General features: G+C 64.6%; 21 protein-coding genes and 1 tRNA gene. 17 read left to right on the top strand and 5 right to left on the bottom strand.

Annotated features, from left to right (window positions below; translation table 11 throughout):
- Nucleotides 1–667: 667 nt before the first annotated feature.
- Nucleotides 668–1912 carry an acyl-CoA dehydrogenase family protein gene (locus DCN14_RS22625; RefSeq protein WP_096508317.1) on the top strand — a complete coding sequence of 415 codons (1245 nt, stop codon included), beginning with the start codon at nucleotides 668–670 and terminating at the stop codon, nucleotides 1910–1912.
- A gap of 48 nt (nucleotides 1913–1960) precedes the next feature.
- On the opposite strand, the gene DCN14_RS22620 is transcribed toward DCN14_RS22625, so the two are convergent.
- Nucleotides 1961–3076, bottom strand: coding sequence for a sigma-54 dependent transcriptional regulator (locus DCN14_RS22620; protein ID WP_096508316.1), 1116 nt, complete (start codon nucleotides 3074–3076; stop codon nucleotides 1961–1963).
- Nucleotides 3073–4293: an acyl-CoA dehydrogenase family protein gene (locus DCN14_RS22615; RefSeq protein ID WP_096508315.1), complete on the bottom strand. Its 1221-nt coding sequence runs from the start codon at nucleotides 4291–4293 to the stop codon at nucleotides 3073–3075. Before DCN14_RS22615 ends, DCN14_RS22620 begins: the two co-directional genes overlap by 4 nt.
- A gap of 397 nt (nucleotides 4294–4690) precedes the next feature.
- On the opposite strand from DCN14_RS22615, the gene ssuD reads away from it, so the two are divergent.
- The 15 genes from ssuD to DCN14_RS22540 all read left to right on the top strand — a co-directional run bounded on the left by ssuD (nucleotide 4691) and on the right by DCN14_RS22540 (nucleotide 21115).
- Nucleotides 4691–5851, top strand: coding sequence for an FMNH2-dependent alkanesulfonate monooxygenase (gene ssuD, locus DCN14_RS22610; RefSeq protein ID WP_096508314.1), 1161 nt, complete (start codon nucleotides 4691–4693; stop codon nucleotides 5849–5851).
- On the top strand, nucleotides 5848–7044 hold the full coding sequence (locus tag DCN14_RS22605; protein WP_096508313.1) for an acyl-CoA dehydrogenase family protein: 1197 nt from the start codon (nucleotides 5848–5850) through the stop codon (nucleotides 7042–7044). Before ssuD ends, DCN14_RS22605 begins: the two co-directional genes overlap by 4 nt.
- Before the next feature lie 301 nt (nucleotides 7045–7345).
- On the top strand, nucleotides 7346–7927 hold the full coding sequence (gene msuE, locus DCN14_RS22600) for an FMN reductase (protein ID WP_096508312.1): 582 nt from the start codon (nucleotides 7346–7348) through the stop codon (nucleotides 7925–7927).
- Nucleotides 7928–7957: 30 nt separating this feature from the next.
- A complete protein-coding gene (sfnG, locus tag DCN14_RS22595; RefSeq protein WP_096508311.1) occupies nucleotides 7958–9061 on the top strand; it encodes a dimethylsulfone monooxygenase SfnG in 1104 nt (367 codons plus the stop codon).
- A 2-nt stretch (nucleotides 9062–9063) separates the two neighbouring features.
- The gene (locus tag DCN14_RS22590; RefSeq protein WP_096508310.1) at nucleotides 9064–10206 is read left to right on the top strand and encodes an AMP-binding protein; all 1143 of its coding nucleotides are present in this window, start codon (nucleotides 9064–9066) and stop codon (nucleotides 10204–10206) included.
- Nucleotides 10207–10224: 18 nt separating this feature from the next.
- Entirely contained in the window at nucleotides 10225–11004 is a 780-nt protein-coding gene (locus DCN14_RS22585; RefSeq protein ID WP_096508309.1) for an ABC transporter ATP-binding protein, read from the top strand.
- Nucleotides 11005–11017: 13 nt separating this feature from the next.
- Nucleotides 11018–11899, top strand: coding sequence for a branched-chain amino acid ABC transporter permease (locus tag DCN14_RS22580; protein ID WP_096508308.1), 882 nt, complete (start codon nucleotides 11018–11020; stop codon nucleotides 11897–11899).
- An 8-nt stretch (nucleotides 11900–11907) separates the two neighbouring features.
- Nucleotides 11908–12963, top strand: coding sequence for a branched-chain amino acid ABC transporter permease (locus DCN14_RS22575; protein ID WP_096508307.1), 1056 nt, complete (start codon nucleotides 11908–11910; stop codon nucleotides 12961–12963).
- Between the two features lie 151 nt (nucleotides 12964–13114).
- Nucleotides 13115–14389, top strand: coding sequence for an ABC transporter substrate-binding protein (locus tag DCN14_RS22570; protein WP_239007918.1), 1275 nt, complete (start codon nucleotides 13115–13117; stop codon nucleotides 14387–14389).
- A gap of 2 nt (nucleotides 14390–14391) precedes the next feature.
- Nucleotides 14392–15213, top strand: coding sequence for an ABC transporter ATP-binding protein (locus DCN14_RS22565; protein WP_096508305.1), 822 nt, complete (start codon nucleotides 14392–14394; stop codon nucleotides 15211–15213).
- A 465-nt stretch (nucleotides 15214–15678) separates the two neighbouring features.
- A tRNA-Leu gene (locus DCN14_RS22560) sits at nucleotides 15679–15765 on the top strand.
- A gap of 454 nt (nucleotides 15766–16219) precedes the next feature.
- Entirely contained in the window at nucleotides 16220–17467 is a 1248-nt protein-coding gene (locus DCN14_RS22555) for an ROK family protein (protein WP_096508304.1), read from the top strand.
- Entirely contained in the window at nucleotides 17454–19007 is a 1554-nt protein-coding gene (locus DCN14_RS22550; protein WP_096508303.1) for a sugar ABC transporter ATP-binding protein, read from the top strand. The genes DCN14_RS22555 and DCN14_RS22550 overlap by 14 nt, the downstream gene beginning before the upstream one ends.
- A 40-nt stretch (nucleotides 19008–19047) precedes the next feature.
- Nucleotides 19048–20085, top strand: coding sequence for a ribose ABC transporter permease (locus tag DCN14_RS22545; protein ID WP_096508302.1), 1038 nt, complete (start codon nucleotides 19048–19050; stop codon nucleotides 20083–20085).
- An 85-nt stretch (nucleotides 20086–20170) separates the two neighbouring features.
- A complete protein-coding gene (locus DCN14_RS22540; RefSeq protein WP_096508301.1) occupies nucleotides 20171–21115 on the top strand; it encodes an ABC transporter substrate-binding protein in 945 nt (314 codons plus the stop codon).
- Nucleotides 21116–21232: 117 nt separating this feature from the next.
- On the opposite strand, the gene DCN14_RS22535 is transcribed toward DCN14_RS22540, so the two are convergent.
- The 3 genes from DCN14_RS22535 to DCN14_RS22525 all read right to left on the bottom strand — a co-directional run bounded on the left by DCN14_RS22535 (nucleotide 21233) and on the right by DCN14_RS22525 (nucleotide 24268).
- Nucleotides 21233–22951, bottom strand: coding sequence for a SulP family inorganic anion transporter (locus DCN14_RS22535; protein WP_096508300.1), 1719 nt, complete (start codon nucleotides 22949–22951; stop codon nucleotides 21233–21235).
- A 24-nt stretch (nucleotides 22952–22975) separates the two neighbouring features.
- The gene (locus tag DCN14_RS22530; RefSeq protein ID WP_096508299.1) at nucleotides 22976–23602 is read right to left on the bottom strand and encodes a ParB-like protein; all 627 of its coding nucleotides are present in this window, start codon (nucleotides 23600–23602) and stop codon (nucleotides 22976–22978) included.
- A 123-nt stretch (nucleotides 23603–23725) separates the two neighbouring features.
- Nucleotides 23726–24268, bottom strand: a complete 543-nt coding sequence (locus DCN14_RS22525) for a GNAT family N-acetyltransferase (protein WP_096508298.1) — start codon at nucleotides 24266–24268, stop codon at nucleotides 23726–23728.
- Between the two features lie 280 nt (nucleotides 24269–24548).
- Between DCN14_RS22525 and DCN14_RS22520 the strand changes: the two genes are divergently transcribed.
- Nucleotides 24549–25769, top strand: coding sequence for an MFS transporter (locus DCN14_RS22520; RefSeq protein WP_096508297.1), 1221 nt, complete (start codon nucleotides 24549–24551; stop codon nucleotides 25767–25769).
- Nucleotides 25770–25882 lie beyond the last annotated feature (113 nt).

Below are 25882 nucleotides of genomic sequence, written 5' to 3'. Positions count from 1 at the left end.
CAAAGGCAGTACACCGGGCAGCACGTCGAAAGTTCGAGCCGACTGGATGTACTCCATGTTTCCGGCTGCCCGACAGGTTCAACTGGCCAAGCCGGCCAGCCGTGCCTACACGCTCAAAGACGGCAGCGGCCCGTTCCTCTTTGCGCCGCCGACGGCCCCACAGCCTGGCATTTCCGGTACAGCTTCGCCGGGAAACAGCGGCGGATCTCGTTCGATACCTGGCCCCGCGCTTTCCCTTCAGGATGCCCGCGAGCTGACGTCTACGGCGCGGACCCGACTGCCCCACGGCCCGGACCCCGGTCACCATCGGCGCACCGCCAAAAAGCGCTCGAAGGAAACTGGGGAGAAGCTCTTTCGTTCAGCCGCCGAGCGATACAAGCGGAAGCAAGTCGCCGGTCAGAGATGATGAAAGGAACCGGCAGACACACTCGCCGGCGCTCCAGGCCCACGGACATCCATACGGTGCCCGGCGTTCGTTGCCCCGATGCTGGCCAGACAGCACGCGATCAACAAGATGCTGCCCATCCAGCAAGTCACCGTGGCTATCCATGTCCTTCCGGCCCGCAAACCGACATGTCCCCGCTGGCACGACTCGTGCGTTTCACCTTGATGGAAAAGATCGCAGGCCGATCGGATTTCCCTACTTCCATCACTGAAGGGTAAGCGCATGACATCACAGACCCCGCCCGAACACCTGTCGCTCTCCCACGGGACCGACTATGAACGCCTGGCCGCGAAATTCCGGCCCATCTTCGATCGCATCGCGGAAGGTGCGGTAGAACGCGAACGCAACCGGGCACTCCCCTACGAGCAGATCTCATGGCTGAAGGAAGCGGGATTCGGCGCGGTCCGCGTACCTGTCGAGCACGGAGGCGCCGGGGCCTCGCTCCCACAGTTGGTCCGGCTGCTGATTGAACTGGCGGAAGCCGACTCCAGCCTGCCCCAGGCATTGCGCGGTCACTTCGCTTTCGTCGAGGACAGGATCAACGCAGTACCGGACGCCGCGCGCGACAAGTGGCTGAAGCGATTCGTGGCAGGCGAGATCGTCGGAAACGCATGGACCGAAATCGGCGCCGTCAAGCTCGGCGAAGTCATCACGCGCGTGTCGCGCCAGAACGATGCGTGGGTCCTGAACGGCACGAAGTACTACAGCACCGGCAGCATCTTTGCCGACTGGATCGACGTCTACGCGCAGCGCGACGACGACGGCGCCGACGTCATCGCGGCGGTCAGCACTCGCCAGCCCGGCGTCAGGCAGAGCGACGACTGGGACGGTTTCGGCCAGCGCACCACGGGCAGCGGCACATCGGTATTCGAAAACGCGCGCCTGGACGAAGAAAACATCATCGACTTTTCGACGCGCTTCAAATATCAGACCGCGTTCTATCAGCTCGTCCTGATCGCCGTCATCGCGGGAACCGGACGCGCTGCGCTGCGCGACATCTCGCATGAGGTACGCCGACGAACGCGGGTGTACAGCCACGGCAACGCGCCGCGGGTCAGTCAGGATGCGCAGGTCCAGCAGGTAGTGGGCAAGATCGCCGCGCGCGTCTATGCGGCCGAAGCAACCGCGGTGCGCGCCGCCGAACCGTCGCAACGGGCGTACGAAACCCGCTTCGGCAACGACCGCATCGCCGAAAATGCAGCCAACGTCGCGGCGGAAATCGAGTCGGCAAAGGCGCAGATCGTCGTGGCAGACCTGATCCTGCAGGCCACCACCGACCTGTTCAACGCCCTCGGCGCATCGGGAATCAGCGAAAGCAAGTTGCTTGATCGCCACTGGCGCAATGCGCGGACCGCCGCGTCGCACAATCCGTTGATCTATAAGGAGCGAATCGTAGGCGATTGGGAAATCAACGGGACCGAACCTCCCTACGTCTGGCAGATCGGCAACGGCGCCAAGGCCGGTTGAGCCGGGAAGCCATGCGGGCCATCGATCAAGCGATGGCCCGCTGCCCTCCTATTTCTGGGCCGAAATCTGTTTTGCCCTGATCAACCGCGCGCGCAGCACATTCCGGCTAATGCCCAGCAATCGTGCGGTCTGTATCTGATTGCGATGGCAAAAGTTGAAAGCCACTCGCATTGCAGCGTCCTCGATCTGCTCGAAGAGGTTGCCGTCCCCCTTGTCGAACAGATTGCGCAGTGCGTTTTCGAGTCCTTCGAGCGGCGTGGCATGCATCAGCTCAGCGCTGGAACGGGGAGCGCACTGAATGCCGAACGATGACATCTGCAAATCGTTCTCGCTAAGCGATTCGCTGCGGCATACCAGCAACGCGTAGTGAATCACGTTCTCCAGTTCGCGAATGTTGCCGGGCCAGCTGTGCTCAAGCAGTTTTCGCTCCGCGCGCGGCTCGATATCGACCGGCCCGTAGCCGAGCCGGCTTCTGTACTCCTCGATGAAGTACCTCGCCAACGGCAGAATATCGCCGGGTCGATCGCGCAATGTCGGTACGACGAGATGCACGACGTTCAGGCGGTAGAACAGATCCTCGCGAAAATGCCCTGCCACCACTGCGTCCTGTAAATGCACGTTCGTCGCGGCCAGTACACGGACATCGATGGAGATGCTCCTGCGCGCCCCGAGCCGGACGATCTCGCGCTCCTGCAATACACGCAACAGCTTGACCTGCATCGAGAGCGGCAAGTCGCCGATCTCGTCAAGAAACAGCGTGCCGCCGTTGGCGGCCTCGAACCATCCCGGCTTCGTCGAGAACGCACCGGTGAACGCCCCCTTCTCATGGCCGAACAACTCGCTCTCGACCAGCGACTCCGAAAACGCACCGCAATTGACCGCCACGAATGGCCCTTTCTTACGGTTGCTGAGATTGTGCACGTGGCGTGCAACCAGTTCCTTGCCCGTCCCCGTCTCACCGATCACGAGTACGTTGGCATCGCTTGGCGCCACCATGCGGATGCGGTCGAGGAGCGCCTGCGAGCGCGGGTCCGTAAAAACCTGCGCGCTGGCGCGAATGGACGTCGTTAGCGAGCGCTTGTCGGGTAGCGTCAGCAACGGCGGCGATGCCGCGGACGCTGCGTCTGCACGCTCGGACAACACATCATCGAGAGGAGGATTCATGAGTAAAAGCCTGGCGTCGGATATCGTTGCTTGAGCGCCCACTCGCCGATTTCCCGGAGCTTGTAGGCGAGCGGGTCGTGCAGCGTGTGCGTGCGCAAGTTCCGCCAATGCCGGTCGAGCCGCAGCGCGCCATGGGTCGCACGTGCCCCGGCGACGTCGAACATGCGCGTACAGATGTTGAGCCCCGCCTCGGCGGCGGCCACTCTGGCCGTCGCCGCCGCGAGTGCGGCCTCACCGCGCCCGGCCTCGGTGAGCGCCTCGCCGCACGCCCAGGCCGCGTCGAGATGGTCTGCCGCACGATCGGTCAACACGCGCGCCGACTCCAAACCCACCCAGAATTCACCGTATTGCCCAAGTACATAGGGATCCTCATCGGTTGCCCCGACTTTCGCGGCATGCCAGGGACGCGATTCATGCAGCGTGTAATGGCGTGCATCGTTGAACGCACTCTCGCCGATGCCCAGATAGATGTTGGCCAGAATCAGTTGCGCGAGCACCGGTCGCAGACACGCGAACGGGGTCGATAGCGGACCGGGTTCGGTCAGGACTTCATGGTTCTCCACGCGGACTCTTTTGAACGTCACCGTCCCGCTGTCCGTCTGGCGCTGACCGAAATTGTCCCAGTCCTGGGCCACGGAAACGCCCGAGCGTCCGGTGGGAATCGCGGCAACGAGCAGCGTGCCGTTCGCGGCGTCACGCGCCGACGCGATCAGCATCTCGGAATCGAGTGCGCCCGAGCAAAAGCTTTTCTGCCCGCTGAATTCCCGCCAGTCGCCACGCGAGCGGCTCACCGCGCGCTCATCGAGCGGGTTCAGCGCATTGCCCCAAAACCACTGCCGGCGGGCGGTTTGCTCATACCATGCTTCCCACTGCAGCGGCGAACCGAACAGGCGGACCGTGGCCAGCATCAGATGGTGAAAGCCGAACACGTGCCCCAACGAACTGTCCGCTCGCCCGATGGTGCGCACGATATCGAGCGTCTCCCGCCAGTTGGAGCCGAGGCCGCCATACTCCGCCGGAATACTCAGCGCGAGCAGGCCGCTTGTGCGGAAGGCGTCCCGCTCCGCCTTTGGCGTGCCGCCCTGGGCGTCCCGTTCGGCCGCACTGAGAGCGAAGATCGATGCCAGCCGGCGTGCGACCTGCTGCGGCGATACGGCCGTCGGCGCCGCGATCTGCGGTTCCAGCAAGGACGCGGAAACATCTGGCAGGACAGTCATTGGAGTCATGGAAGGCAAGGACGCTCGCTGCGCGAAACGTGATGTGCGGCCACCGGCCGTTCCCGGCGCACAGCCACGCGTTCGATGTTGATCAGGATCAAACCTGCTCGCTCAGAGCCATATTCTGACCATGTCCGCGCATTTCCGATTGATTTTCTTGTGATAACCAAAGTCGGACTGCTTCTTTGGCAGCAACGCCCGTGTCGATGCTGCCCAGACAGCAACGCACTGCTTGAGCACTGCTGCTCAATCAGCAGACGCGGTGCCGTGCGGACCGCCTCCGCGCCCCTCCGGGCTTCGATACCCTCGCGCCACAGGCCTGACTCGCGCCCGAGAAGTTGTGTCTGGCACAGCCTGTGCGTAAGTGTGGGTCCGTCGACCATCTCGTGCACTGCTCATGCAACTCTTCTGGTTTCTTCCCACTCATGGCGATAGCCGCTATCTAGGCACCGCTCGCGGCGCTCGCACCGTCAATCACCACTATCTTCGACAGATCGCTCAGGCAGCCGACGAACTTGGCTTTGAAGGCGTTCTGATTCCCACCGGCCGCTCGTGCGAGGACGCCTGGATCGTCGCTTCCTCGCTGATGCCCTTCACGGAACGCCTGAAATTCCTGGTGGCGATCCGGCCCGGCGTGATTTCCCCGACCGTTTCTGCTCGCCAGGCAGCAACCCTCGACCGGTTCTCCAACGGACGCCTGCTCATCAACGTCGTGACGGGCGGCGATCCGGATGAGCAGCATGGCGACGGCAGCTTTCTCTCGCATACCGAGCGTTACGAACTCACCGACGAATTCCTGCGCATCTGGCGTGGCGTCGCCTCGGGCGAAACGGTCAATCAGAGCGGCAAACATCTGCGCGTCGAGAATGCGAAGTCGCTCTATCTGCCGGTGCAGAAGCCCTACCCGCCGCTCTGGTTCGGCGGATCGTCGGATCCGGCCATCGAACTGGCCGGCGAACAGGTCGACGTCTATCTTACGTGGGGCGAACCGCCAGCCGACGTCGCCGACAAGATCGCAAAGGCGCGCGCCGCTGCGGCGAAACACGGGCGGACCCTGCGCTTCGGCATCCGCCTGCACGTGATCGTGCGCGAGACGAGCGAAGCCGCCTGGCAGGCGGCGGACGAACTGATTTCGTTTGTCACTGACGACACGATTGCCGCTGCGCAAAAGGCCTTCTCTCGTTTCGACTCGGTGGGCCAGCAGCGCATGGCGGCCTTGCACGGTGGACGGCGCGACCAGCTGGAGGTGTCGCCGAATCTTTGGGCCGGCGTCGGGCTCGTGCGCGGCGGTGCCGGTACCGCGCTGGTCGGCAACCCGGAAGAAGTCGCCGCACGCATCAAGGAATACGCGGCGTTAGGAATCGAAACCTTTATTTTCTCGGGCTATCCGCATCTCGAAGAGGCCTATCGCGTCGCCGAATTGCTGTTCCCGTTGCTGCCCCTGGAGAAGACACGACCGTCCGGACAGATCAATCTGACGGGTCCATTCGGCGAGGTGATCGCAAACGACATCGTGCCGCCCCAACACGATGTCGAACACGAGAAGGCGAAAGCATGACACTTCACTCGAATGAAAAAGACGTTGGGCCGTGGGACGAACCGGTGGAAACGGTCGTCCGCGCGCTGGCGCAGACGGCAATCGCGCGAGATCAGGCCGGCGGCACCGCCATCGAAGAGCGCAGGCTGTTACGCGCAAGCGGGTTGCTGAAACTCAGCGTTCCGAAGGATCTGGGCGGCTGGGGCGCGGACTGGCAATCGACACTCGACGTGGTTCGTCGCCTGGCACAGATCGACAGCTCGATGGCCCACCTCTTCGCGTTCCATCACCTTCTGCTGGCGACCACGCGCCTTTTCGGCAAGCCCGCACAGTGGCAGCCCTGGCTCGAACAGACCGTCGAGCAACGCTGGTTCTGGGGCAACGCGCTCAATCCCCTCGACAAGGGATCGGTAGCAACGCCCGCCGCGCTCGCGCCGGCCGGAAGCTACACGTTCTCCGGACGCAAGAGCTTTTGCTCCGGCGCAAGCGACTCCGACATCCTGCTCGCCTCCGCCTTCGAGACTAACGGCCGTCTCCTGATCGGCGTGATTCCGACGTCCCGCGAAGGCATCACGGTGCTGGGCGACTGGGACAATATGGGGCAACGCCAGACTGACAGTGGCACCGTGATCTTCGACAACGTCGCGGTTTCGGCCGATGAATTGCTGACCGATCCGGGTCCGCTGTCGACGCCGTTCGCCTGCCTCCGCCCCCTGCTCGCCCAGTTGATTCTGGCCAGCATCTATCTCGGACTCGGCGAAGGCGCGTTGCGCGAAGCACGCGAATTCACGATCAAAAGCGCTCGCCCGTGGATAGCCTCGCCCGCGGCAAGCGCTAACGAAGACCTCTATGTGCTCGGCCACTACGGCGACTTCTGGCTGGCGCTGGAAGGTGCACGCGCGTTGATGGAGCGGGCTGCCGTCGCCTTTGACGACGCGTGGCGTCGCGGCACGTCGCTGACGGAAAACGAACGCGGACGGGTCGCCATCGCGGTAGCGGCGGCGAAGGTCGCCACGGCGCGCGCGAGCCTCGACGTGACCAGCCGCATGTTCGAAGTCACCGGCGCTCGCGCGACCACCGCTGCCTTACGGCTCGATCGCTACTGGCGCAATCTCAGGGTTCACACCCTGCATGATCCGGTCGACTACAAGATCCGTGAACTAGGCGACTGGGCGCTGAATGAACGCATCCCGGTTCCAACCTTCTACTCGTAAGCGGACGCGATACCCGCCCCAATCCATTTTTTGGCGAGCAGCAGCGCTGCCTTTACGGCAGCAACGCCGAGGCAGCTTTGCTGCCTCAGCAACATCTCGAAAGCGCATATGGTTCCAGCCGTCGACGATATGAGCCGGAAAGGGGCGCTGCAAATCGATAGATCAACGGCTCGAAGCGGTTATGCAGAAACCAGGTTCCGTTTTCGCGGAAAGGAATAAGCCGATTGACGCGATGGCACGGTATTCGCTTGATAGGTTGCATTGCAGATTAATTTTCAATCCCGGGAAAAGGTCGTTCCAAATGAGCCACCGATTAAACGTAGTCGCCGTCTCCGGCGGACTGCAACGTCCTTCGCGCACCCTGGTCCTCGTCGAGCAATTGCTGGCGACGCTAGGCGATGCCGTGTCGATCGAAACGCATCTCGTCGAACTCGGCGAAATTGGTCCGCGCCTCGCAGGTGCGCTGCACCGCGGCCAGTTGCCCGCGGACGTCGAGGCGCACGTCAAGGCGATCGAAGCCGCGGATCTGCTGGTCGTGGCGAGCCCGGTCTACCGTGCATCGTTCACCGGGCTCTTCAAGCATCTCTTCGATCTCGTCCACCACGAAGCCCTGATCGACGTTCCCGTTCTGCTTGCCGCGACGGGCGGCAGCGAGCGCCATGCGCTGGTGATCGACCATCAGTTGCGCCCGCTCTTCAGTTTCTTCCAGGCACGCACGCTGCCCATCGGCGTATATGCATCGGAATCCGACTTCGACGGCTATGCCATCTCGAATCCGGCACTCTCGGAACGCATCGCCCTTGCCGTCGCGCGTGCGGTTCCATGGGTACAGGCCGGGCGCACCGGCAGTACTTTCCCGCACGCTGCGGGCCTCGCCGCATAGATCGATCAACGACCTCTTCAGGAATACCAAATGAGCCAACCTTCCTCGCACGACGACGCAGTCAAATTCGCCTACTGGGTCCCTAACGTCAGCGGCGGCCTGGTCGTCAGCACGATCGAGCAACGCACCGACTGGAGTCTGGAATACAACCAGAAGCTCGCGCAAGCCGCCGAGCAGGCCGGCTTCGAATACGCGCTGAGCCAGATCCGCTTCACGGCGGGCTATGGCGCGGAATATCAGCACGAGTCGGTGTCGTTCAGTCAGGCCCTCCTGCACGCGACCACCCGGCTCAAGGTGCTGGCCGCGATCCTGCCGGGCCCCTGGCATCCGGCCGTCGTCGCCAAGCAGTTGGCCACCATCGACCACATTTCGAACGGCCGCATCGCCATCAATGTGGTCAGCGGCTGGTTCAAGGGCGAATTCACCGCGATCGGGGAACCGTGGCTGGAGCACGACGAGCGGTATCGTCGTTCGAACGAATTCATTCAGGCGCTGAAAGGCATCTGGACGCAGGACAACTTCACCTTCAAGGGTGACTTCTATCGCTTCAACGACTACACCCTAAGTCCCAAGCCGGTACAGAAACCGCATCCCGAGATTTTCCAGGGTGGCAGCTCGCGCGCCGCGCGCGACAATGCCGCAAGCGTGTCCGACTGGTATTTCACCAACGGCAACACGCCCGAGAACCTGAAGGCTCAGATCGACGACATCCAGGCGAAGGCGGCAAAGAATGATCACAAGGTTCGCATCGGCGTGAATGCCTTCGTGATCGCCCGCGATACCGAGGAAGAAGCGAAGGCGGTCCTCGACGACATCATCAAACATGCTCACGTTGAGGCCGTGCATGCCTTCGGCGACGCGGTCAAGCAGGCCGGCAAGGCTTCGCCCGAAGGTGAAGGCAACTGGGCGAAATCGACGTTCGAAGATCTTGTGCAATACAACGACGGCTTCCGCACCAACCTGATCGGCACACCGCAGCAGATCGCGGAACGGATCGTCGAGCTGAAATCCGTCGGCGTCGATCTCGTGCTCACCGGCTTTCTTCACTTCATCGAGGAAGTGGAGTACTTCGGCAAGCGCGTGCTGCCGCTCGTGCGAGAACTCGAACGCAAGCAGCAGGCAAAGGCTGCCTGAGCATGGCGAGCGTCGAGCAGTTGACCCTGCCGGCCTGGTTGCGCCACCAGGCGCAGCACCGCCCGCATGCCCTGGCGTTGCGCCACAAGAGGCTCGGCGCGTGGCACGCGTCGTCGTGGCAGGCACTCGCCACGACGGTCGAGCGCCTGGCAGCAGGCCTGACGGAGCGGAACTTCGCAGCCGGCGACGGGTTGCTGCTCGTCAGTCAGCCGCGTGAGCAGGCGTTGCTGCTGTCGCTCGCCGCGCAATGGAGCGGTGGTGTCGCGATACCGCTCGATCCACAACTCGACGACGAAGTACTGCGCGCCGCAGTGCTTCATCTGAAGCCGCGTTTCGTGTTCGCCGAGGACGACCGCCAGGTCGATCGCCTGCTCGCGCTTTCGCAGCATGTGATCGACGCCAATCTGCGCGACCTGCCGGCGCATCCGCATCCTTCCGTGATCGACTACCGGACACTCGCGTCACGACGCAATGACGCGTTTGCGCCTGTCGCGCACGAGCATGGCGATGCCTTCGGGTTTCTTCGCGTCGATGAGGACGGACGACTCGTGGAACAGCGCTTCACCCACGCAGCGCTGGTCCACGAAGCACGGCATCTCGCGCTCGCCGAAAAGCTGCACGCCGGCGACGAAGCCTTCGCTGCCCGCGGATTCGCCGCGGCGGCGCAGGCCCGGTATCTGATCGCGCCGTGGATAGTCAGCGGTTTCCGGCTGAACTTTCCGGAATCGCTGGAAACCCGCGACAACGACCGGCGCGAACTCGCGCCGACGCTCGTCGCGGGCACGCGCGAAACGTACGCGCGGGTCGCGCAGCTCGTCGACGACCGGTTGCCGGGCCGGCGCTCATGGCGGCGCAAGCTGATCGGTCGCGCACTGCGCAAGCAGGCCGGCTTTCCTGAGCGCACATTCACGTGGTGGTTCGTCGCCCGACCGTTGCGCGAGGTAATCGGCTTTTCGCGTACGCATGCGGCGCTCGTGGTCGGAGCCGCACTCGATGACAAGACCGCCGCATTGTTCGACGCGTTGCGTGTGGACGTTCATCCGTGGCCCGATGCGGGCAACTGGCAGCGCGTCACGTCGGCAAGCGCCGATGCGCCGCAACCACGCCACCCGGACGACGCCTCGCCGGCCCAACCGGCCTATTGATCAAGGACTCCTCGCTCGATGACCTCGTCCTATCCCACCCTGCTGTCACTCGACCATATCTCGCTGTCGTTCAAAGGCGTGAAAGCGATCACCGACATCAGCTTCGACGTGACGGCGGGAGAAATCTGCGCGCTGATCGGCCCGAACGGCGCGGGAAAAAGCTCGCTGCTGAACGTCATCAATGGCGTGTATCAACCGCAGCAGGGCAATGTCCGTTTCGATGGCCACGTCTATCGACGGATGAATCCGTATCACGCGGCGCACAAGGGTATTGCACGCACGTTCCAGAACATCGCGCTGTTTCGCCGGATGAGCGTGCTCGATAACGTGCTCACTGGCCGCAATCTGCATCGCCGCAGTACGTGGTTCGAGCAAACGCTGCACATCGGCCGCGCCCGCTCCGATGAAGCCGTACAGCGTCACCGCGCCGAGATCGTCATCGAAGCGCTCGATCTGCAGCGCTACCGGAATAGCACGGTCGGCACCTTGTCTTACGGTGTTCAAAAGCGCGTCGAACTGGCCCGCGCGCTCGCCGCCGAGCCGCGCCTGCTCCTGCTGGACGAACCGATGGCCGGCATGAACGCTGACGAGAAACACGCGATGGCGGGCTATGTCCTCGATGCCAACAGACAGTTCGGCGTGACGGTCGTGCTGATCGAGCACGACATCGGCGTGGTGATGGATCTGTCGAATCACGTGGTCGTGCTCGATTACGGAAAAAAGATCGCCGACGGTACCCCTGCCGAGGTTCGGACCCATCCCGACGTGCTGGCCGCCTATCTCGGCACCCGTCACTGAGAGACCGTAAAACATGGGATTTTTTCTTGAAGTGCTGGTCGGCGGCCTGCTGGCCGGCGTGATGTACTCGATGGTCGCCATCGGCTTCGTGCTGATATACAAGGCATCGGGCGTGTTCAACTTCGCGCAGGGCTCGCTCGTGCTGTTCGGTGCGCTGACGTTCGTCAGCCTCGTCGAGCGGCACCTTAGCCCATGGCTCGCGTTCGGGCTCACGCTCGTCGCCCTCGTCGCGATCGCGCTCGCGATCGGCCGTCTCGTACTGCGACCGCTCGTCAACCGGCCGCCGATCGTTCTGTTCATGGCGACGCTCGGTCTGAGCTTCATCATCGAAGGCGCCGCGCAGTTGTTCTGGGGCGCGCAGGTTCACGGGCTCGATCTCGGCATCGACGATAAACCTCTCGAACTCGGCGGCGTGATGATCAGCCAGTTCGACCTGTTTGCCGCCGCCACCGCCGCCGTGCTCGTCGCCGGCCTGTCGCTGCTCACGAACTGCACCCGGTTCGGACTGACGCTGCGCGCGGTCGCCGACGACCCGCTCGCGGCCCTGGCCGTCGGCGTGCGCCTGCCGCGCGTCTGGGCGATCGTCTGGGCCCTCGCGGGTTTCGTCAGTCTGGTTGCGGGGCTTTTGTGGGGCGCGCGACTCGGCGTGCAATTCTCGCTATCGCTCGTGGTGCTGAAGGCATTGCCCGTGCTGATCATTGGCGGCTTTTCCTCAATCGAGGGCGCGATAGTCGGCGGCCTGCTGATCGGCGCGTCGGAGAAGCTGGCCGAGGTCTATGTCGGCCCCCTGCTCGGCGGCGGGATCGAAAACTGGTTTCCCTATGTGCTCGCGATGCTGTTTCTCCTCGCGCGTCCCTTTGGCCTGTTCGGCGAACCTGCCGTAGAACGCGTGTGAGCTCCATCATGGCTTCGATTCCCACCACTGCGCAGCTCACGGGCAAACCAGGCTTGCGCCGTCTGCCGTCGAGACTGGGCCTGCTGCTGGCCGCCGTCACGCTGTTCGTCGCCATCCCGGCATGGGGCAATGACTATTGGCTCAACGCGATTCTGATTCCGTTCCTCGTGCTGTCGCTGGCCGGGCTAGGCCTGAATCTCGTCACCGGCTTCGCGGGGCAGTTGTCGCTTGGGACTGCCGCATTCATGTCAGTCGGGGCCTATGCAACCTACAACCTGATCGTGCGCGTGCCCGGCTTGCCGCTTCCCGTGGACCTGCTTCTCGGCGGACTGATCACGGCCGCCGTGGGCGCACTGTTCGGCTTGCCCAGCATCCGGATCAAGGGGTTTTATCTGATCGTGTCGACGCTGGCCGCGCAGTTCTTCGTCGAATGGATCTTCACGCGGGTCGGCTGGTTTTCGAACAACGATAGCTCCGGCGTACTCAGCGCACCGAAACTGGCCATGTTCGGCTGGAAAATAGACACGCCCGCGTCACGCTATCTGCTGGTGCTCGGGGTCGTCGTCGTGCTGTTCGTCGGCGCCGCGAGCCTCGTGCGCAGCGAGCTCGGCCGCCGCTGGATGGCGGTGCGCGATATGGACACGGCCGCACGCGTCATCGGCATCCCGATCGCGCGCACCAAGCTGCTCGCCTTCGCGCTCAGTTCGTTCGTCATCGGCATCGCGGGCGCCCTGTGGGCATTCGCCTATCTCGGCACGGTCGAACCGCACGGTTTCGATCTGAACCTGTCGTTCGAGGTGCTGTTCATCATCATCATCGGCGGCATGGGCAGTATTGGCGGGAATTTTCTGGGGGCGGCGTTCATCGTGCTGTTGCCGGTGCTGCTGTCCAACGCTGCAGGCGCGCTCGCGAGCGTCGGTATCGCTGCCGACCAGTTGCAGAACCTGCAAAAGATCCTGTTTGGCACGCTGATCATCGTCTTTCTCGTCAAGGAGCCGGACGGGCTCGCGCGACTGGCCCAGATCGCGCGGCTACGTCTGCGCGACTGGCCGCTGCGCGCCTGAATGCAGCTTCATCCATTCCAGCTTCAACACGGCTTTCTATCCATCGACAGGTGCATAACGTATGAAATTCATCGTATCCTCCGCAAACCGCCTCGCCTTGTCGCGCGTTGCCATTGCCGCGAGCCTGACACTCGCGCTCGTGTCCGGCGGCATGACATCTTCGGCCCACGCGGCCGGCGAAGAATACTTCCCATTGCAGAGCTATCGCGTCGGGCCCTACGCGGCGGGCGGCAGCGGCTTCTTCGGCGGCTTCATCGACTATCTCAATCTCGTCAACAAGCGCGACGGCGGCGTCAACGGCGTCAAGCTGACGTGGAGTGAATGCGAGACCGAATATGTCGTCGAAAAAGGCGTGGAATGCTACGAGCGACTCAAGCGCGGCCTCAACGGCGCCCCGGCGGCGGCAACGAACCCGCTATCGGTAGGTATCGCCTATGCCACCATCGATCGCTCGACGGCCGACAAGATTCCGCTCATCACGATCAACCACGGCCGCACCGACTCGACGGACGGCGCGGTCTTCCCGTATGTGTTTCCGCTGCAGCTCAACCCGTACAGCGAAGTCTCGGCGATCGTGAACTACATCGGCCAGCAGTCGGGCGGCGCGGACAAGCTCAAGGGCAAGAAGATCGTCGTGCTCTATCACGGCTCGCCGTATGGCCGCGAGACGATTCCGGTGCTGAATGTCCTGGCGAAGAAATATGGCTTCGAACTCACCCAGATCGAAGTGCCCCATCCGGGCAACGAACAGGGCTCGCAATGGCTCACGATCCATCGTATCAATCCGGACTGGGTGATTCTGCGCGGCTGGGGCGTGATGAACCCCGTGGCGCTCAAGTCCGCGCAGAAGGTCGGCTTCCCCGCCAACCACATCATCGGCAACATCTGGAGCAACTCGGAAGAGGACGCGCGCCCGGCAGGCGACGCCGCGAAAGGCTTTATCTCGATCACGACACATCCGTCCGGCACCGACTTTCCCGTGCTGCAGGCCATTAACCAGTATGTGGTGAAGCCCGGCAACGGCAACCTGAAGGATCCGGCGCGCTTCGGCACGGTCTACTACAACCTTGGCGTGGTAAACGGCATTCTGAACGTCGAGGCGTTACGCGTCGCACAGGCAAAATTCGGCGACAAGCCGCTGACCGGCGAGCAGGTGCGCTGGGGGTTCGAGCATCTGAATCTCGACGACGCGCGCCTCAAGCAACTGGGCGCCTACGGCCTCGTTCAACCGCTGAAGCTGTCCTGCTCCGACCACGAAGGCGGCGGGGCGGTGCGCTTCCAGCAATGGGACGGTGAAAAATGGAAGGTCATCAGCGGCTGGGTGCAGGCAGACCGCGCACTGCTGCGTCCGATCATCGAAAAATCGGCAAACGCGTACGCCAAGGAAAAAGGCATTACGCCGCGCGATTGCAGCAAGGACATCTGAGCATGAGCGCCGCCCCGATCCTGCAGGTCGACGAGATTGCCGTGACGTACAACCAGATCATCCCTGCGTTGCGCGACGTTTCACTCGTGGTGCCGGCGGGCTCCATCGTCGCGCTGCTGGGCGGCAACGGCGCCGGCAAGACCACCACCCTCAAGGCGATATCGAGTCTGATTCGCGCCGAACGGGGCGCACTGACGGCCGGCCGCATCGCTTATCGCGGCGACACGATCACCGATGCTGACCCGTGGACGCTCGCCGACCGTGGACTCGTGCAGGTACTGGAGGGGCGGCGCTGCTTTGCGCATTTGTCGGTCGAACAGAATCTGCGCCTCGGCGCGTTTGTCCGGCGGCCGAGGTCTCGCGACCTCGAAGCGGACCTCGAACGCGTCTACACGATCTTTCCGCGTCTGAAGGAGCGTCGCCAAGCGCTGGCGGGCTATACATCGGGCGGCGAGCAGCAAATGGTGGCGATCGGCCGCGCGCTCATGGCGCGGCCATCGCTCGTGTTGCTCGACGAGCCGTCCATGGGTCTCGCCCCCCTGGTGGTCGAAGAAATCTTCGAAACGGTCGCTCGGCTCAATCACGACGAAGGAGTCAGCTTCCTGCTGGCGGAGCAGAACGCTACGGTCGCGTTGCGCTATGCCCGGTCGGGTTATGTCATCGAGGGGGGACGTGTGGTCGCGCACGGCACTGCCGAAGCGCTGCAACAACTCGATGCGTTGCATGACGCTTATCTGGGTCGGGTCCAGCGAGGAGAAGATGCCGGGGGCGAGCGCTATCGAAGCTCGCGATACAAGGTTGCGGGCCCGCGTCCGGGGCTGTGAGGTCAATGGCCGCACTGGGAGTTGCGACAAAGCCGCGCGAGCATTGTCATGCTTGATACGTTCATGATGCTGATAGCAACCGTATTTGTTCGGAGCCGGTTGGCCTCGATCGACATCACGGAAGTCTTTGGCAGTTTCTCGTCATGGGGCGGGATCCTTCCCGTCCCGGATAGATTCGAGCAAGTCCACTTTTATGCCAGCGCTGTCTCACTTGCAAAAATCGGGCTGACCCTAGATTTTCATTTCCGGCGCCGAATCGACACACGCGCATGCCCTGGCCCACATCCACGGGAATCATGCCGCGTCGTCGATGCACCGCCATCTCCTCGACGCCCCTCACCCGGCGCAGCAAGCAAACAAGGCAGGCACGCCGCAAAATTATTTGCGTTCGCGACCTCAAATTGTATTGACAGATCCCTCGAACCCGCTAGAATAGCGGTCTTCGCATCGCAGCAAGCGAAACGTGCCCAGGTGGCGGAATTGGTAGACGCACTAGGTTCAGGTCCTAGCGGTGGCAACATCGTGGAGGTTCGAGTCCTCTCCTGGGCACCATCTGTTTTCTAAAAAGGCCGGCTTTTAGCCGGCCTTTTTTCATTTCTGCACACGAAAGCCAATACAACGGCACGCTTCATATCGCTCCGACAACACGCACGGCGCGCGCCCTCTCTCCTGCCATCTTCGCGTCCGGACAAATCGCCGCCATCCGCGCTGATGCCTGACAGGCCAGCCTCCACATCGAGCGCCACTGCAAATCGCCGGTCCACGGGATCGGGCCGAAGCGCTGCACTGACAGACATCCCCCTCTTCGCGCCACCTCACTGACCGATGCGCGTGACACGCCCTCCTTCCCGCCTCGATTGCCCCAGGACGAAAACCAACCGCTCTCCCGCACCCCTGAACGCAACCGGGATTTCCCTAGGCTGACATGCTTGCGCGCACACGGTTAAATAAATCAACGTGATTTATTTAATTCGCCATCGAAAGGCGAGACATCGAAGGAGACGCGATGAGAAGCCCGCACATCGGCCAGGGAAGCAACTCGGCCAACGTGCGCCGTTATAACGAGCGCCTGCTGCTGAAGACGCTGCGCCGTGCGGGCAGCGCGTCGAAGGCCGACCTCGCCCGCCTCGCGAACATGACGGGCACGGCAGTCGGCAGCATCATCGCGTCGCTCGCCGATGCGAAGCTGATCGAATTCGCCGGCCGCACCGAAGGCCAGCGCGGCCAGCCGGCGTCGCTGATCCGTCTCGACCCGCGCGGCGCGTTCGGCATCGGCGTCCATCTGGACCGGATGCGCATCGAGACGGCGCTCGTCAATTTCGCCGGCGACGTGCTCGGCCGCCGCTCGCACGACACGCTGCTCCCCCCGCCCGCCGACGTGCTCGACATCGTTCGGCGCGACATCGACGCGATGCAGGACCTGCTGCCCGACCATGAGCGCGCACGCCTGACGGGCGTCGGCGTCGCCCAGCCTTACAACCTCGGCGCATGGATGCGCGAGCTCGGCCTCGCGCCCGACACGTTCCGTGCATGGGAAGACGTCGACTTCGCGAGCGACCTCGGGCGCACGCTGTCGCTGCCCGTGTTCGGCGAAAACGACGGCAACGCAGCCGCGATCGCCGAACTGTTCTACGGATACGGCCGGCAGTGCGACGACTTCGTCTACCTGTTCATCGGGCCCGCGATCGGCGGCGGCATCGCGATCGACGGCGACTGCCTGCGCGGCGTGACCGGCAACGCCGGCGACATCGCCGTGATTCCCGTGCCGCCGAGCCGGCTCGTGTCGGCGCCGCCACCGCGCGGCCCGTGGGACATCCTGCTCGCGCGCGCGTCGCTGCATGCGCTCGTGCGCCACCTGCGCCATCACGGCGAGACGGTCGAGAACCGCGCCGATCTCGAGGCCTGCATCGCACGCGGCCTGCCGGCAGTCGACGAATGGATAGACGACTGTGTCGACGCGCTCGCGCCGGCCTTGCGCGCGGTGCTGTGCGTCGTCGATGCGCCGGTGGTCGTGCTCGACGCCGATACCGATGCGGGCCTGCTCGATGCGGTGACGAGCCGCCTGCGCGCCGCGCTCGTCGCCACCGCCCCGGAAGCGCGCGGCACGCCGACGCTCGTGCGCGGCACGTTCGGCGCCGACGCCGGCGCGATCGGCGCCGCAACGCTGCCGATGTACTTCAACTTCTCCCCGCGGGCCGGCATCCTCAAGGGCGCCCGCACCGAATCGCAGGAGGTCAACCATGTCGCGATCTGAGTCGCCCCGACCGCTGCTCGAGATGCGCGGAATCAGCAAGACGTTCCCGGCCGTGCGCGCGCTCGACAACGTCAGCCTGACCGTCTATCCGGGCGAGATCCACTCGCTGATGGGCGAGAACGGCGCGGGTAAATCGACGCTGATGAAGATCCTGTCGGGCGCGTATCGCGCCGACGCCGGCGGCGAAATCCTGATCGACGGCGAGCGCATCGACATCGACGGCCCGCTCGCCGCGCGCGATGCCGGTGTCGCGGTGATCTACCAGGAGCTGTGCCTCGCGCCAAACCTGAGCGTCGCGGAAAACATCTACGTCGGCCGCGAGCTGCGCCGCGGCAACCGGCGCTGGGGCACCATCGACCGCGCGGCGATGGCGCGCGGCTGCCAGGACGTGCTCGAACGTCTCGGTGCGCCGTTCGGCCCCGATACGCTCGTCGGCACGCTGTCGATCGCCGAGCAGCAGCTCGTCGAGATCGCGCGCGCCGTGCACACCCGTGCGCGCATCCTCGTGATGGACGAACCGACGACGCCGCTGTCGTCGCGCGAAACCGAACATCTGTTCGGCCTGATTCGCCAGTTGCGCGAGGAAGGCCTTGCGATCATCTACATCAGCCACCGGATGGCGGAGATCTACGAACTGTCCGACCGCGTGTCGGTGTTGCGCGACGGGTCGTACGTCGGCACGCTCGAGCGCGACGCGCTGTCGGCCGAACGGCTCGTCGCGATGATGGTGGGCCGCGACATCTCCGGCTTCTACAAGAAGGAACATGCGCCGTACGATCCCGGCCACCTGCTGCTGTCGGCCCGCGACATCGCCGACGGCGAGCGCGTGCGCGGCTGCAGCCTCGATCTCCATGCCGGCGAGGTGCTCGGCATCGCGGGGCTCGTCGGCGCGGGCCGCACCGAGCTCGCACGGCTGATCTTCGGCGCGGAGCCGCGCACACGCGGCGACGTGAAGCTGGGCGATCGCACGTTCGGCGCGCATTCGCCGCGCGACGCGATCGACGCGGGCCTCGTCTACCTGACGGAAGACCGCAAGCGCCAGGGCCTGTTCCTCGACATGAGCGTGCGCGACAACATCAACATCTCCGTGTGCAGCCGCGATGCACGCCTCGGCGCGCTCGATCTCGCACGCGGCGCCAAACGCGCGCGCGACGCGATCGCATCGCTGTCGATCCGCGTGCCGAACGCGAACGTGAACGTCGGCGCGCTGTCGGGCGGCAACCAGCAGAAAGTGCTGCTGTCGCGCCTGCTGGAAACGAAGCCGCGCGTGCTGATCCTCGACGAACCGACCCGCGGTGTCGACATCGGCGCGAAATCCGAGATTTACCGGATCATCAACGAGCTGGCCCGCGCGGGCGTCGGCGTGATCGTGATCTCGAGCGAACTGCCGGAAATCATCGGCGTCGCCGATCGCGTGCTCGTGATGCGCGAAGGCGAGATCGCCGGCGAACTCGGCGGCCACACGCATACCCCCATCACGCAGGAAGCGATCATCGCGCTCGCGACCGGCTCGCAGCCCGAACTCGCCGACGCGCACTGACCACGGCCCCTTCATTTCCCTCTTCATTCAAGGTACCGAAATGATCAACCCGACCAAGCAGCGGAACCTCGCTTCCGCGACGGCCCATCCGGTCGCCAACCGTACGCCCCTGATGCGCGGCGCCGATCATCGCGCGCGCATGCAGTCGTTGATGCGCACCGCCGGCATGCTGCCGGTGCTGCTGGTCCTGTGCATCGGCTTCGGGTTCATGACCGACGGCTTCTTCACGCTGCAGAACCTGTCGATCGTCACGCAGCAGGCCTCGATCAACATCGTGCTCGCCGCCGGCATGACCTTCGTGATCCTGACGGGCGGGATCGACCTGTCGGTCGGCTCGGTGCTCGCCGCGTCGGCCGTCGCCGCGCTGCTCGCGTCGACCATCCCCGGCTGGGGCTGGCTCGGCGTGCCGTTCGCGCTCGCCGTCGGCCTCGCGTTCGGCGCGATCAACGGCGGCCTGATCTCGTTCCTGCGCCTGCCCCCGTTCATCGTCACGCTCGGCGCGATGACGGCCGTGCGCGGCGTCGCCCGCCTGATCGGCAACGACACGACCATCTTCAATCCGCAACTGCCGTTCGCGTTCATCGGCAACGGCACGATCCTCGGCGTGCCGTGGCTCGTCGTCATCGCCTGTGCGGTGATCGCGCTGTCGTGGTTCATCCTGCGCCGCACGGTGCTCGGGATGCGGATCTACTCGGTCGGCGGCAATCCGGAAGCGGCGCGGCTGTCGGGCATCAACGTGCGCGCGATCCAGCTGCTCGTGTATGCGGCGTCGGGCCTGCTCGCCGGTCTCGGCGCGGTGATGTCCGCTGCACGGCTCTATGCGGCCAACGGCCTGCAGCTCGGCCAGTCGTACGAACTCGACGCGATCGCCGCGGTGATCCTTGGCGGCACGAGCTTCGTCGGCGGCGTCGGCTCGATCGTCGGCACGCTGATCGGCGCACTGATCATCGCGGTGCTGACGAACGGCCTGGTGCTGCTCGGCGTATCCGATATCTGGCAGTACATCATCAAGGGCCTCGTGATCATCGGCGCCGTTGCGCTCGACCGCTATCGCCAGCGCGACTCCGCCCGCACCTGACATCGTTTCCTCATCGCTCAACCCCGGGGCGCAGGCCGATCCTCCCGCGCCCGTCCGCCAAAGAACCATTCGGAGACACAACGACATGTTCAAGCACAAAGCCGCCCTGACCGCCGTCGCCTGCGCACTCGCTTTCGGCACTGCCGCTGCCCATGCAGCCGACAAGCCGCTGAAATCGATCGGCGTCACGGTCGGATCGCTCGGCAATCCGTACTTCGTCACGATCGTCAAAGGCGCCGAAGCGCGCGCGAAGCAGATCAATCCGAACGCGAAGATCACCGCGGTGTCGGCCGACTACGACCTGAACAAGCAGTTCACGCAGATCGACAACTTCATCTCCGCGCACGTCGACATGATCCTGCTCAACGCGACCGACCCGAAGGCGATCGAGCCGGCGGTGAAGAAGGCGCAGGCGGCCGGCATCACGGTCGTCGCGGTCGACGTCGCGGCCGCCGGCGCGAACGCGACCGTGCAGACCAATAACGTGAAGGCCGGCGAACTCGCGTGCGACTACCTCGCGAAGAAGCTCAACGGCAAGGGCAACGTCATTATCGAGAACGGCCCGCAGGTGTCGGCCGTGATCGATCGCGTGAACGGCTGCAAGGCCATGCTCGCGAAGAACCCCGGCATCAAGCTGCTGTCGAGCGACCAGGACGGCAAGGGCTCGCGCGAAGGCGGGATGAACGCGATGCAGGGCTACCTGACGCGCTTTCCGAAGCTCGACGGCGTGTTCACGATCAACGATCCGCAGGCGATCGGCAGCGATCTCGCGGCGAAACAGCTGAACCGCCCGGGCATCGTCATCACGTCGGTCGACGGCGCGCCCGACATCGAGGTGGCGCTGAAGTCCAATACGCTCGTGCAGGCGTCGGCGAGCCAGGATCCGTGGGCAATGGCGCAGCAGGCCGTGAACGTCGGCTACGGGATCATGAACGGCCAGAAGCCGGCCAATCCGATGATCCTGATCGAGCCGACGCTCATCACGCGCGACAACGTGAAGAACTACAAGGGCTGGAGCAGCCCGCGCTGATCGCGCCGCGCACCCGCCGTGCCGGGCGGCGCCACACGTCGCCCGCGCGCAACGTCGAACGCCGCCCGCCCGCTGCCGCGCCGCGCGCCCCGCCTCGGCGCGAGGTTTCGATCTGCGCTACGCGCCGCCCTTCGCGCCGTTGCCGCGCGCCTGCAGCACCTGCAGACTCTCGTCGACACTCAGTTCGGACATCGCATCATCGCGCAGCGTATCGTCGGCCGCGCGACGCAATGCATGCAGCGCGTGCTCCTTGAGCCGCACGATCGCGAACTGCAGCCCGCGTGCCGCGCATTCGGCCGCGAACGTACGCAACGACTCGATCGTCGTGCCGTCGACGTCCGGCGTTTCCTCGAGGCTCAGCATCACGGTACGCGTATCGGGTGCGGCCTTCATCAGCGCACGCACGCGATTGAGCATCCGGTCCGCGTTCGCGAAGAACAGTTGCGCCTCGGGCCGCACGATCAGCACGCCCGGCACGGGCTTCGCATCCGCATGATTCGCGACGTCGACGAAGTCGTGACCGTCGCGCAACCGGCCGAGCACGCTGACGCTCGGCTCGGACAACTTGCGCAGCGTCAGCAGCAGGCTCACGCCGATTGCCGCAAGCAGCCCGTGCAGCACGCCGAGCACGAGCACCGCGAGCAGCGCGGCGATCACGACGAGCCGGTCGCGATGCCACATCCAGTACGGCCGGAACACCGCGGGATGCAGCGAATGGCTGACCGCGAAGATCACGATCGCCGCGAGCACCGGCTCCGGCGTGCGTGCGAGTTGCGGCAGCAGCAGCCACACGATCAGCGCGACCACGCCGGCGGCCCATAGCCCCGCGAAACGCGATTGCGCGCCGGCTGCCTCGTTCGCGGACGTCGCCGAATAGCCGGCGCCGACCGGCATTCCGTGCAGCAATCCCGACACGAGGTTCGCGCACCCGATCGCGACGAGATCGCGGTTCGGCGACACGCTGTCGCCGTGCTTCAGCGCGAAGTTGCGGATCGATCCGTACGACTCCGCATACAGGATCAGCATCAACGCGAACGCGAGCTCGATCGTCTGCATCCACGCATTGCGGTCCAGATGCGGCAACCCGAATTCGAGATGCCGGAAGTCGATGTGCCCGACGATCGCGATCCCGTAGTGCTGCCAGTCGAACACGTAGCCGGCCGCGATCGACAGCACGATCACGACGAGCGTCGCCGGCACGCGCGAACGACGCCCGAGCACGAACAGCAGCGCGAGCGCGGCCGCGCCGAGCGCGACGCTCGCGAGGTTCGCATGCGGCGCGCCGGTGACGAGATCGAGCGCGACATGCGGCGCATCGCTGTGCTGCACGGAGATCGCGAGAATCTTCGGCAACTGCTTGATGACGATCGTCAGCGCCAGCCCGAACGTGAAACCGCGCAGGACCGGACGTGCAACGAAGTCCGACATGCCGCCGAGCCGCGCGACGCCCGCGAGGATGAACAGCACGCCCGTCATCGCGACGAGCGCGGCCGCCAGCGCGAGTTGCGCGGCAAGCGCCATCCCGGATTCGGCCAGCACCGTCGCCGCGAGCACGGCGGACGACGACGACGTCGACGACACGATCGCAAAACGGCTGCTGCCCGTCAGCGCATAGACGACGAGCCCCGACAGCAGCGCGATGAGACCGGCCTGCGGCGGCAGGTTGGCAAGGCCCGCATACGCGACGGCCTCGGGAATCAGCAGGCCCGCGATCGACAGGCCGGCCAGCGCATCGAGGCCGATGCGCTGCGTCGGAGGTGGCGGCGCCGCATCGACTGCAGCGAAATGGTCGGCATGCTGCGGGCCGGCATCCGGGCGGATCGGGACAGTCGTCATGGGGCGATGGGCGCCGTGCGCGTGTCAGGGTTTGACGGCGATGACGCCCGACCAGCCGGGCAGATAGCGTGCGTCCTGGTCGTGTGCACGATGCAGCGCGGCGTCGAGCGCCTTCGCGAAATTCTTGCGGATCTGGTCGAGCGTGACGTGCTGGCGCAGGTAGTCGGCCCACAGGAATTCGCTGAACGGCGTCGCGTCCTTCGCGTAACCGCCCGCCGTGCGCAGTTCGCCCGCGAGGCTGCGATACGGATCGTCCTCGAGCCCCGTGAGCGCCTTCGGCAGATGCGCGTAGTCGCGACGCGATCCGTCCGCGCCGAACGGATGCACCCACTGGTTGTGTTCCATCATCCGCCAGAAGATCGTGTCGTCGAGCCAGGACAGATCCTTCAGCAGCATCGCGTTGACGCGCGACTCCCCTTCCTCGATCAGCGCGAGGCCGAGATGATGGTGATCGGTGATGTAATGCAGGCCGTCCGGGCCGAGGACGGCCGGGAACCAGTGCGATTCGATCGCGGCCTTGCGCGCGCGCTTGTCGAGCGCCTTCCAGTGCTTGCGCTTCGCTTTCACTTCGCGATAGCCGACCGTCATCTGCGTCGGACGCAACGCGTCGAGCCTGACGGGAATGAGATGAACGTCGTTGCCGAGTGCCATGGTCGTACCCCATGTTGCTGATTTCCGGCAACGATACTCCTGATCCTGTGAGCCGTTAATACGTCGCGACCTCGATGCGCGCGTGATTGACCCTCTCTGACAACCGGCCGGGCCGGCACACGGTTACGCGCGCAGATCGTCGCGTTCGAGACGGTGGCGAACGTAGGGAATCCCGTCGTGCACGACGCTCACGCGACGCATGCCGAGCTTGCGCGCGACGTTCAGCGAACCCGTGTTCGCCTCGGCGATATCCGCGATCACGCGCGGCAGCCGCACGGTGTCGAACGCGTGACGCACGACGGCCGCCGCGGCTTCACACGCGATGCCGCGCCCCCACGCCGCGCGCACGAGCCGCCAGCCGATCTCGACGTCGCGTGCGCCGTTCGCATAGTCGGGAATCAGCAGGATCCAGCCGATGAACACGTCGGGTGCGTGCTTCTCGAAGATCGACCAGTAGCCGAGGCCCGGCGGATAGTCGCGCGTGATCCGGTGCGTGACGAAACGGCGATGCTCGACCGGATCGTGCCACGGACCCGCGACATGCCGCGTGACTTCGGGATCGCGATCCATCGCGATGCTCGCGTCGAGATCGGCCAGCACGCGCGGACGCAGCCACAGCCTTTCGGTCTCGAACACGGGCAACGCGGTAGCGCAACGTTCAGTCATCCGGACTCCTGATTCGATGGCGATGTACGCCGGACACATTACATAACTGATACAAAAAGCCTTCCGAAATGATACAGCCGCCTGTCACTTTGCTCGCCGGACCCCGTTTTCGCTTTCGCAATAGTGCATTTCGTAGGGATTATTCCCGATTCGACGTTATCGCGCCCCACATCGCACGACGCCGCGGCCTACACTCGATCCATGCCCCCGCGCCGCGCGCAGCCGGGCCGGCATCCGTCGACACATCGTAAGCGCGCTAGCCAATCAGGAGACTTCGGACATGAGCTGGACCCGCGAACAACGCAACGTCACGATCGCCGCCTATCTGGGCTGGACGCTCGATGCGTTCGATTTTTTCCTGATGGTTTTCGTGCTGAAGGACATCGCCTCCGAGTTCGCATCGACGATCCCCGCCGTCGCCTTCGCGCTCACGCTGACCCTCGCGATGCGCCCGCTCGGTGCACTGATCTTCGGCCGGCTCGCCGATCGTTTCGGTCGCCGTCCGACGCTGATGGTCAACATCGCGTGCTATTCCGTGCTCGAACTCGCGTCCGGCTTCGCGCCGAGCCTGGCCGCCCTGCTGGTGCTGCGCGCGCTGTTCGGCATCGCGATGGGCGGCGAATGGGGCGTCGGCTCCGCACTGACGATGGAAACCGTGCCGACCCATGCACGCGGCATCGTGTCGGGCCTGCTGCAGGCCGGCTATCCGAGCGGATACCTGCTCGCGTCCATCGTGTTCGGCCTGTTCTACCAGTACATCGGCTGGCGCGGCATGTTCATGATCGGCGTGCTGCCCGCGCTGCTCGTGCTGTACGTGCGTGCGCACGTGCCGGAATCGCCGGCCTGGAAGCAGATGGAAAAGCGGCCGCGGCCGAGCCTGTGGGCCACGATGCAGCAGAACTGGAAGCTCGCGATCTACGCGATCGTGCTGATGACCGCGTTCAACTTCTTCTCGCACGGCACGCAGGATCTCTATCCGACCTTCCTGCGCGAACAACACCATTTCGATCCGCACACCGTATCGTGGATCACGATCGTGCTGAACATCGGCGCCATCGTCGGCGGCCTGTCGTTCGGTGCGATCTCGGAGCGCATCGGCCGTCGCCGCGCGATCTTCATCGCGGCGCTGATCGCGTTGCCGGTGCTGCCGCTGTGGGCATTCTCGAGCGGCCCGGTCGCGCTCGCCGCCGGTGCGTTCCTGATGCAGATTTCCGTCCAGGGCGCATGGGGCGTGATCCCGGTCCACCTGAACGAGATTTCTCCCGACGAGATCCGCGCAACCTTCCCCGGCGTCGTCTATCAGCTCGGCAACCTGCTCGCGTCGGGTAACGCGACGATGCAGGCATCGTTCGCGGTTTCGCAAGGCAACAACTACGGTTACGCGCTCGCGCTCGTCGCCGGCATCGTGGCCGTCGTGATCGCGGTGCTGATCCTGTTCAGCCGCGAGCGGCGCGGCATCGACATGACGCAATCGGTCAATACGCGTACCACCGCGAGCTGATCGCACGCATTGCCGCATCGCATCATCGCGCGTGCCCCGTCCCGCCGGGGCCGCACGCATGACTTTCCGCACCTGCACATCGAACTAGAGGAATTTGTCCAGATTCCCCGCTT

This window comes from Burkholderia sp. IDO3 (genome assembly GCF_003366075.1).
GTDB classification, from domain to species: Bacteria; Pseudomonadota; Gammaproteobacteria; order Burkholderiales; family Burkholderiaceae; genus Burkholderia; species Burkholderia anthina.
Note: the sequence above shows the minus strand (reverse complement) of the source record. Positions and strands in the feature narration are given on the sequence as shown.

Bases quoted from the DNA above. Each gene is read 5' to 3' on its own strand.
- DCN14_RS22550 (WP_096508303.1), top strand. From the start codon at position 17,454: ATGTCGCGATCTGAGTCGCCCCGACCGCTGCTCGAGATGCGCGGAATC.
- DCN14_RS22540 (WP_096508301.1), top strand. From the start codon at position 20,171: ATGTTCAAGCACAAAGCCGCCCTGACCGCCGTCGCCTGCGCACTCGCT.
- DCN14_RS22570 (WP_239007918.1), top strand. From the start codon at position 13,115: ATGACATCTTCGGCCCACGCGGCCGGCGAAGAATACTTCCCATTGCAG.
- DCN14_RS22565 (WP_096508305.1), top strand. From the start codon at position 14,392: ATGAGCGCCGCCCCGATCCTGCAGGTCGACGAGATTGCCGTGACGTAC.
- DCN14_RS22525 (WP_096508298.1), bottom strand. From the start codon at position 24,268: ATGACTGAACGTTGCGCTACCGCGTTGCCCGTGTTCGAGACCGAAAGG.
- DCN14_RS22555 (WP_096508304.1), top strand. From the start codon at position 16,220: ATGAGAAGCCCGCACATCGGCCAGGGAAGCAACTCGGCCAACGTGCGC.
- DCN14_RS22580 (WP_096508308.1), top strand. From the start codon at position 11,018: ATGGGATTTTTTCTTGAAGTGCTGGTCGGCGGCCTGCTGGCCGGCGTG.
- DCN14_RS22530 (WP_096508299.1), bottom strand. From the start codon at position 23,602: ATGGCACTCGGCAACGACGTTCATCTCATTCCCGTCAGGCTCGACGCG.
- ssuD (WP_096508314.1), top strand. From the start codon at position 4,691: ATGCAACTCTTCTGGTTTCTTCCCACTCATGGCGATAGCCGCTATCTA.
- msuE (WP_096508312.1), top strand. From the start codon at position 7,346: ATGAGCCACCGATTAAACGTAGTCGCCGTCTCCGGCGGACTGCAACGT.
- sfnG (WP_096508311.1), top strand. From the start codon at position 7,958: ATGAGCCAACCTTCCTCGCACGACGACGCAGTCAAATTCGCCTACTGG.
- DCN14_RS22585 (WP_096508309.1), top strand. From the start codon at position 10,225: ATGACCTCGTCCTATCCCACCCTGCTGTCACTCGACCATATCTCGCTG.
- DCN14_RS22620 (WP_096508316.1), bottom strand. From the start codon at position 3,076: ATGAATCCTCCTCTCGATGATGTGTTGTCCGAGCGTGCAGACGCAGCG.
- DCN14_RS22520 (WP_096508297.1), top strand. From the start codon at position 24,549: ATGAGCTGGACCCGCGAACAACGCAACGTCACGATCGCCGCCTATCTG.
- DCN14_RS22615 (WP_096508315.1), bottom strand. From the start codon at position 4,293: ATGACTGTCCTGCCAGATGTTTCCGCGTCCTTGCTGGAACCGCAGATC.
- DCN14_RS22625 (WP_096508317.1), top strand. From the start codon at position 668: ATGACATCACAGACCCCGCCCGAACACCTGTCGCTCTCCCACGGGACC.
- DCN14_RS22590 (WP_096508310.1), top strand. From the start codon at position 9,064: ATGGCGAGCGTCGAGCAGTTGACCCTGCCGGCCTGGTTGCGCCACCAG.
- DCN14_RS22605 (WP_096508313.1), top strand. From the start codon at position 5,848: ATGACACTTCACTCGAATGAAAAAGACGTTGGGCCGTGGGACGAACCG.
- DCN14_RS22575 (WP_096508307.1), top strand. From the start codon at position 11,908: ATGGCTTCGATTCCCACCACTGCGCAGCTCACGGGCAAACCAGGCTTG.
- DCN14_RS22545 (WP_096508302.1), top strand. From the start codon at position 19,048: ATGATCAACCCGACCAAGCAGCGGAACCTCGCTTCCGCGACGGCCCAT.
- DCN14_RS22535 (WP_096508300.1), bottom strand. From the start codon at position 22,951: ATGACGACTGTCCCGATCCGCCCGGATGCCGGCCCGCAGCATGCCGAC.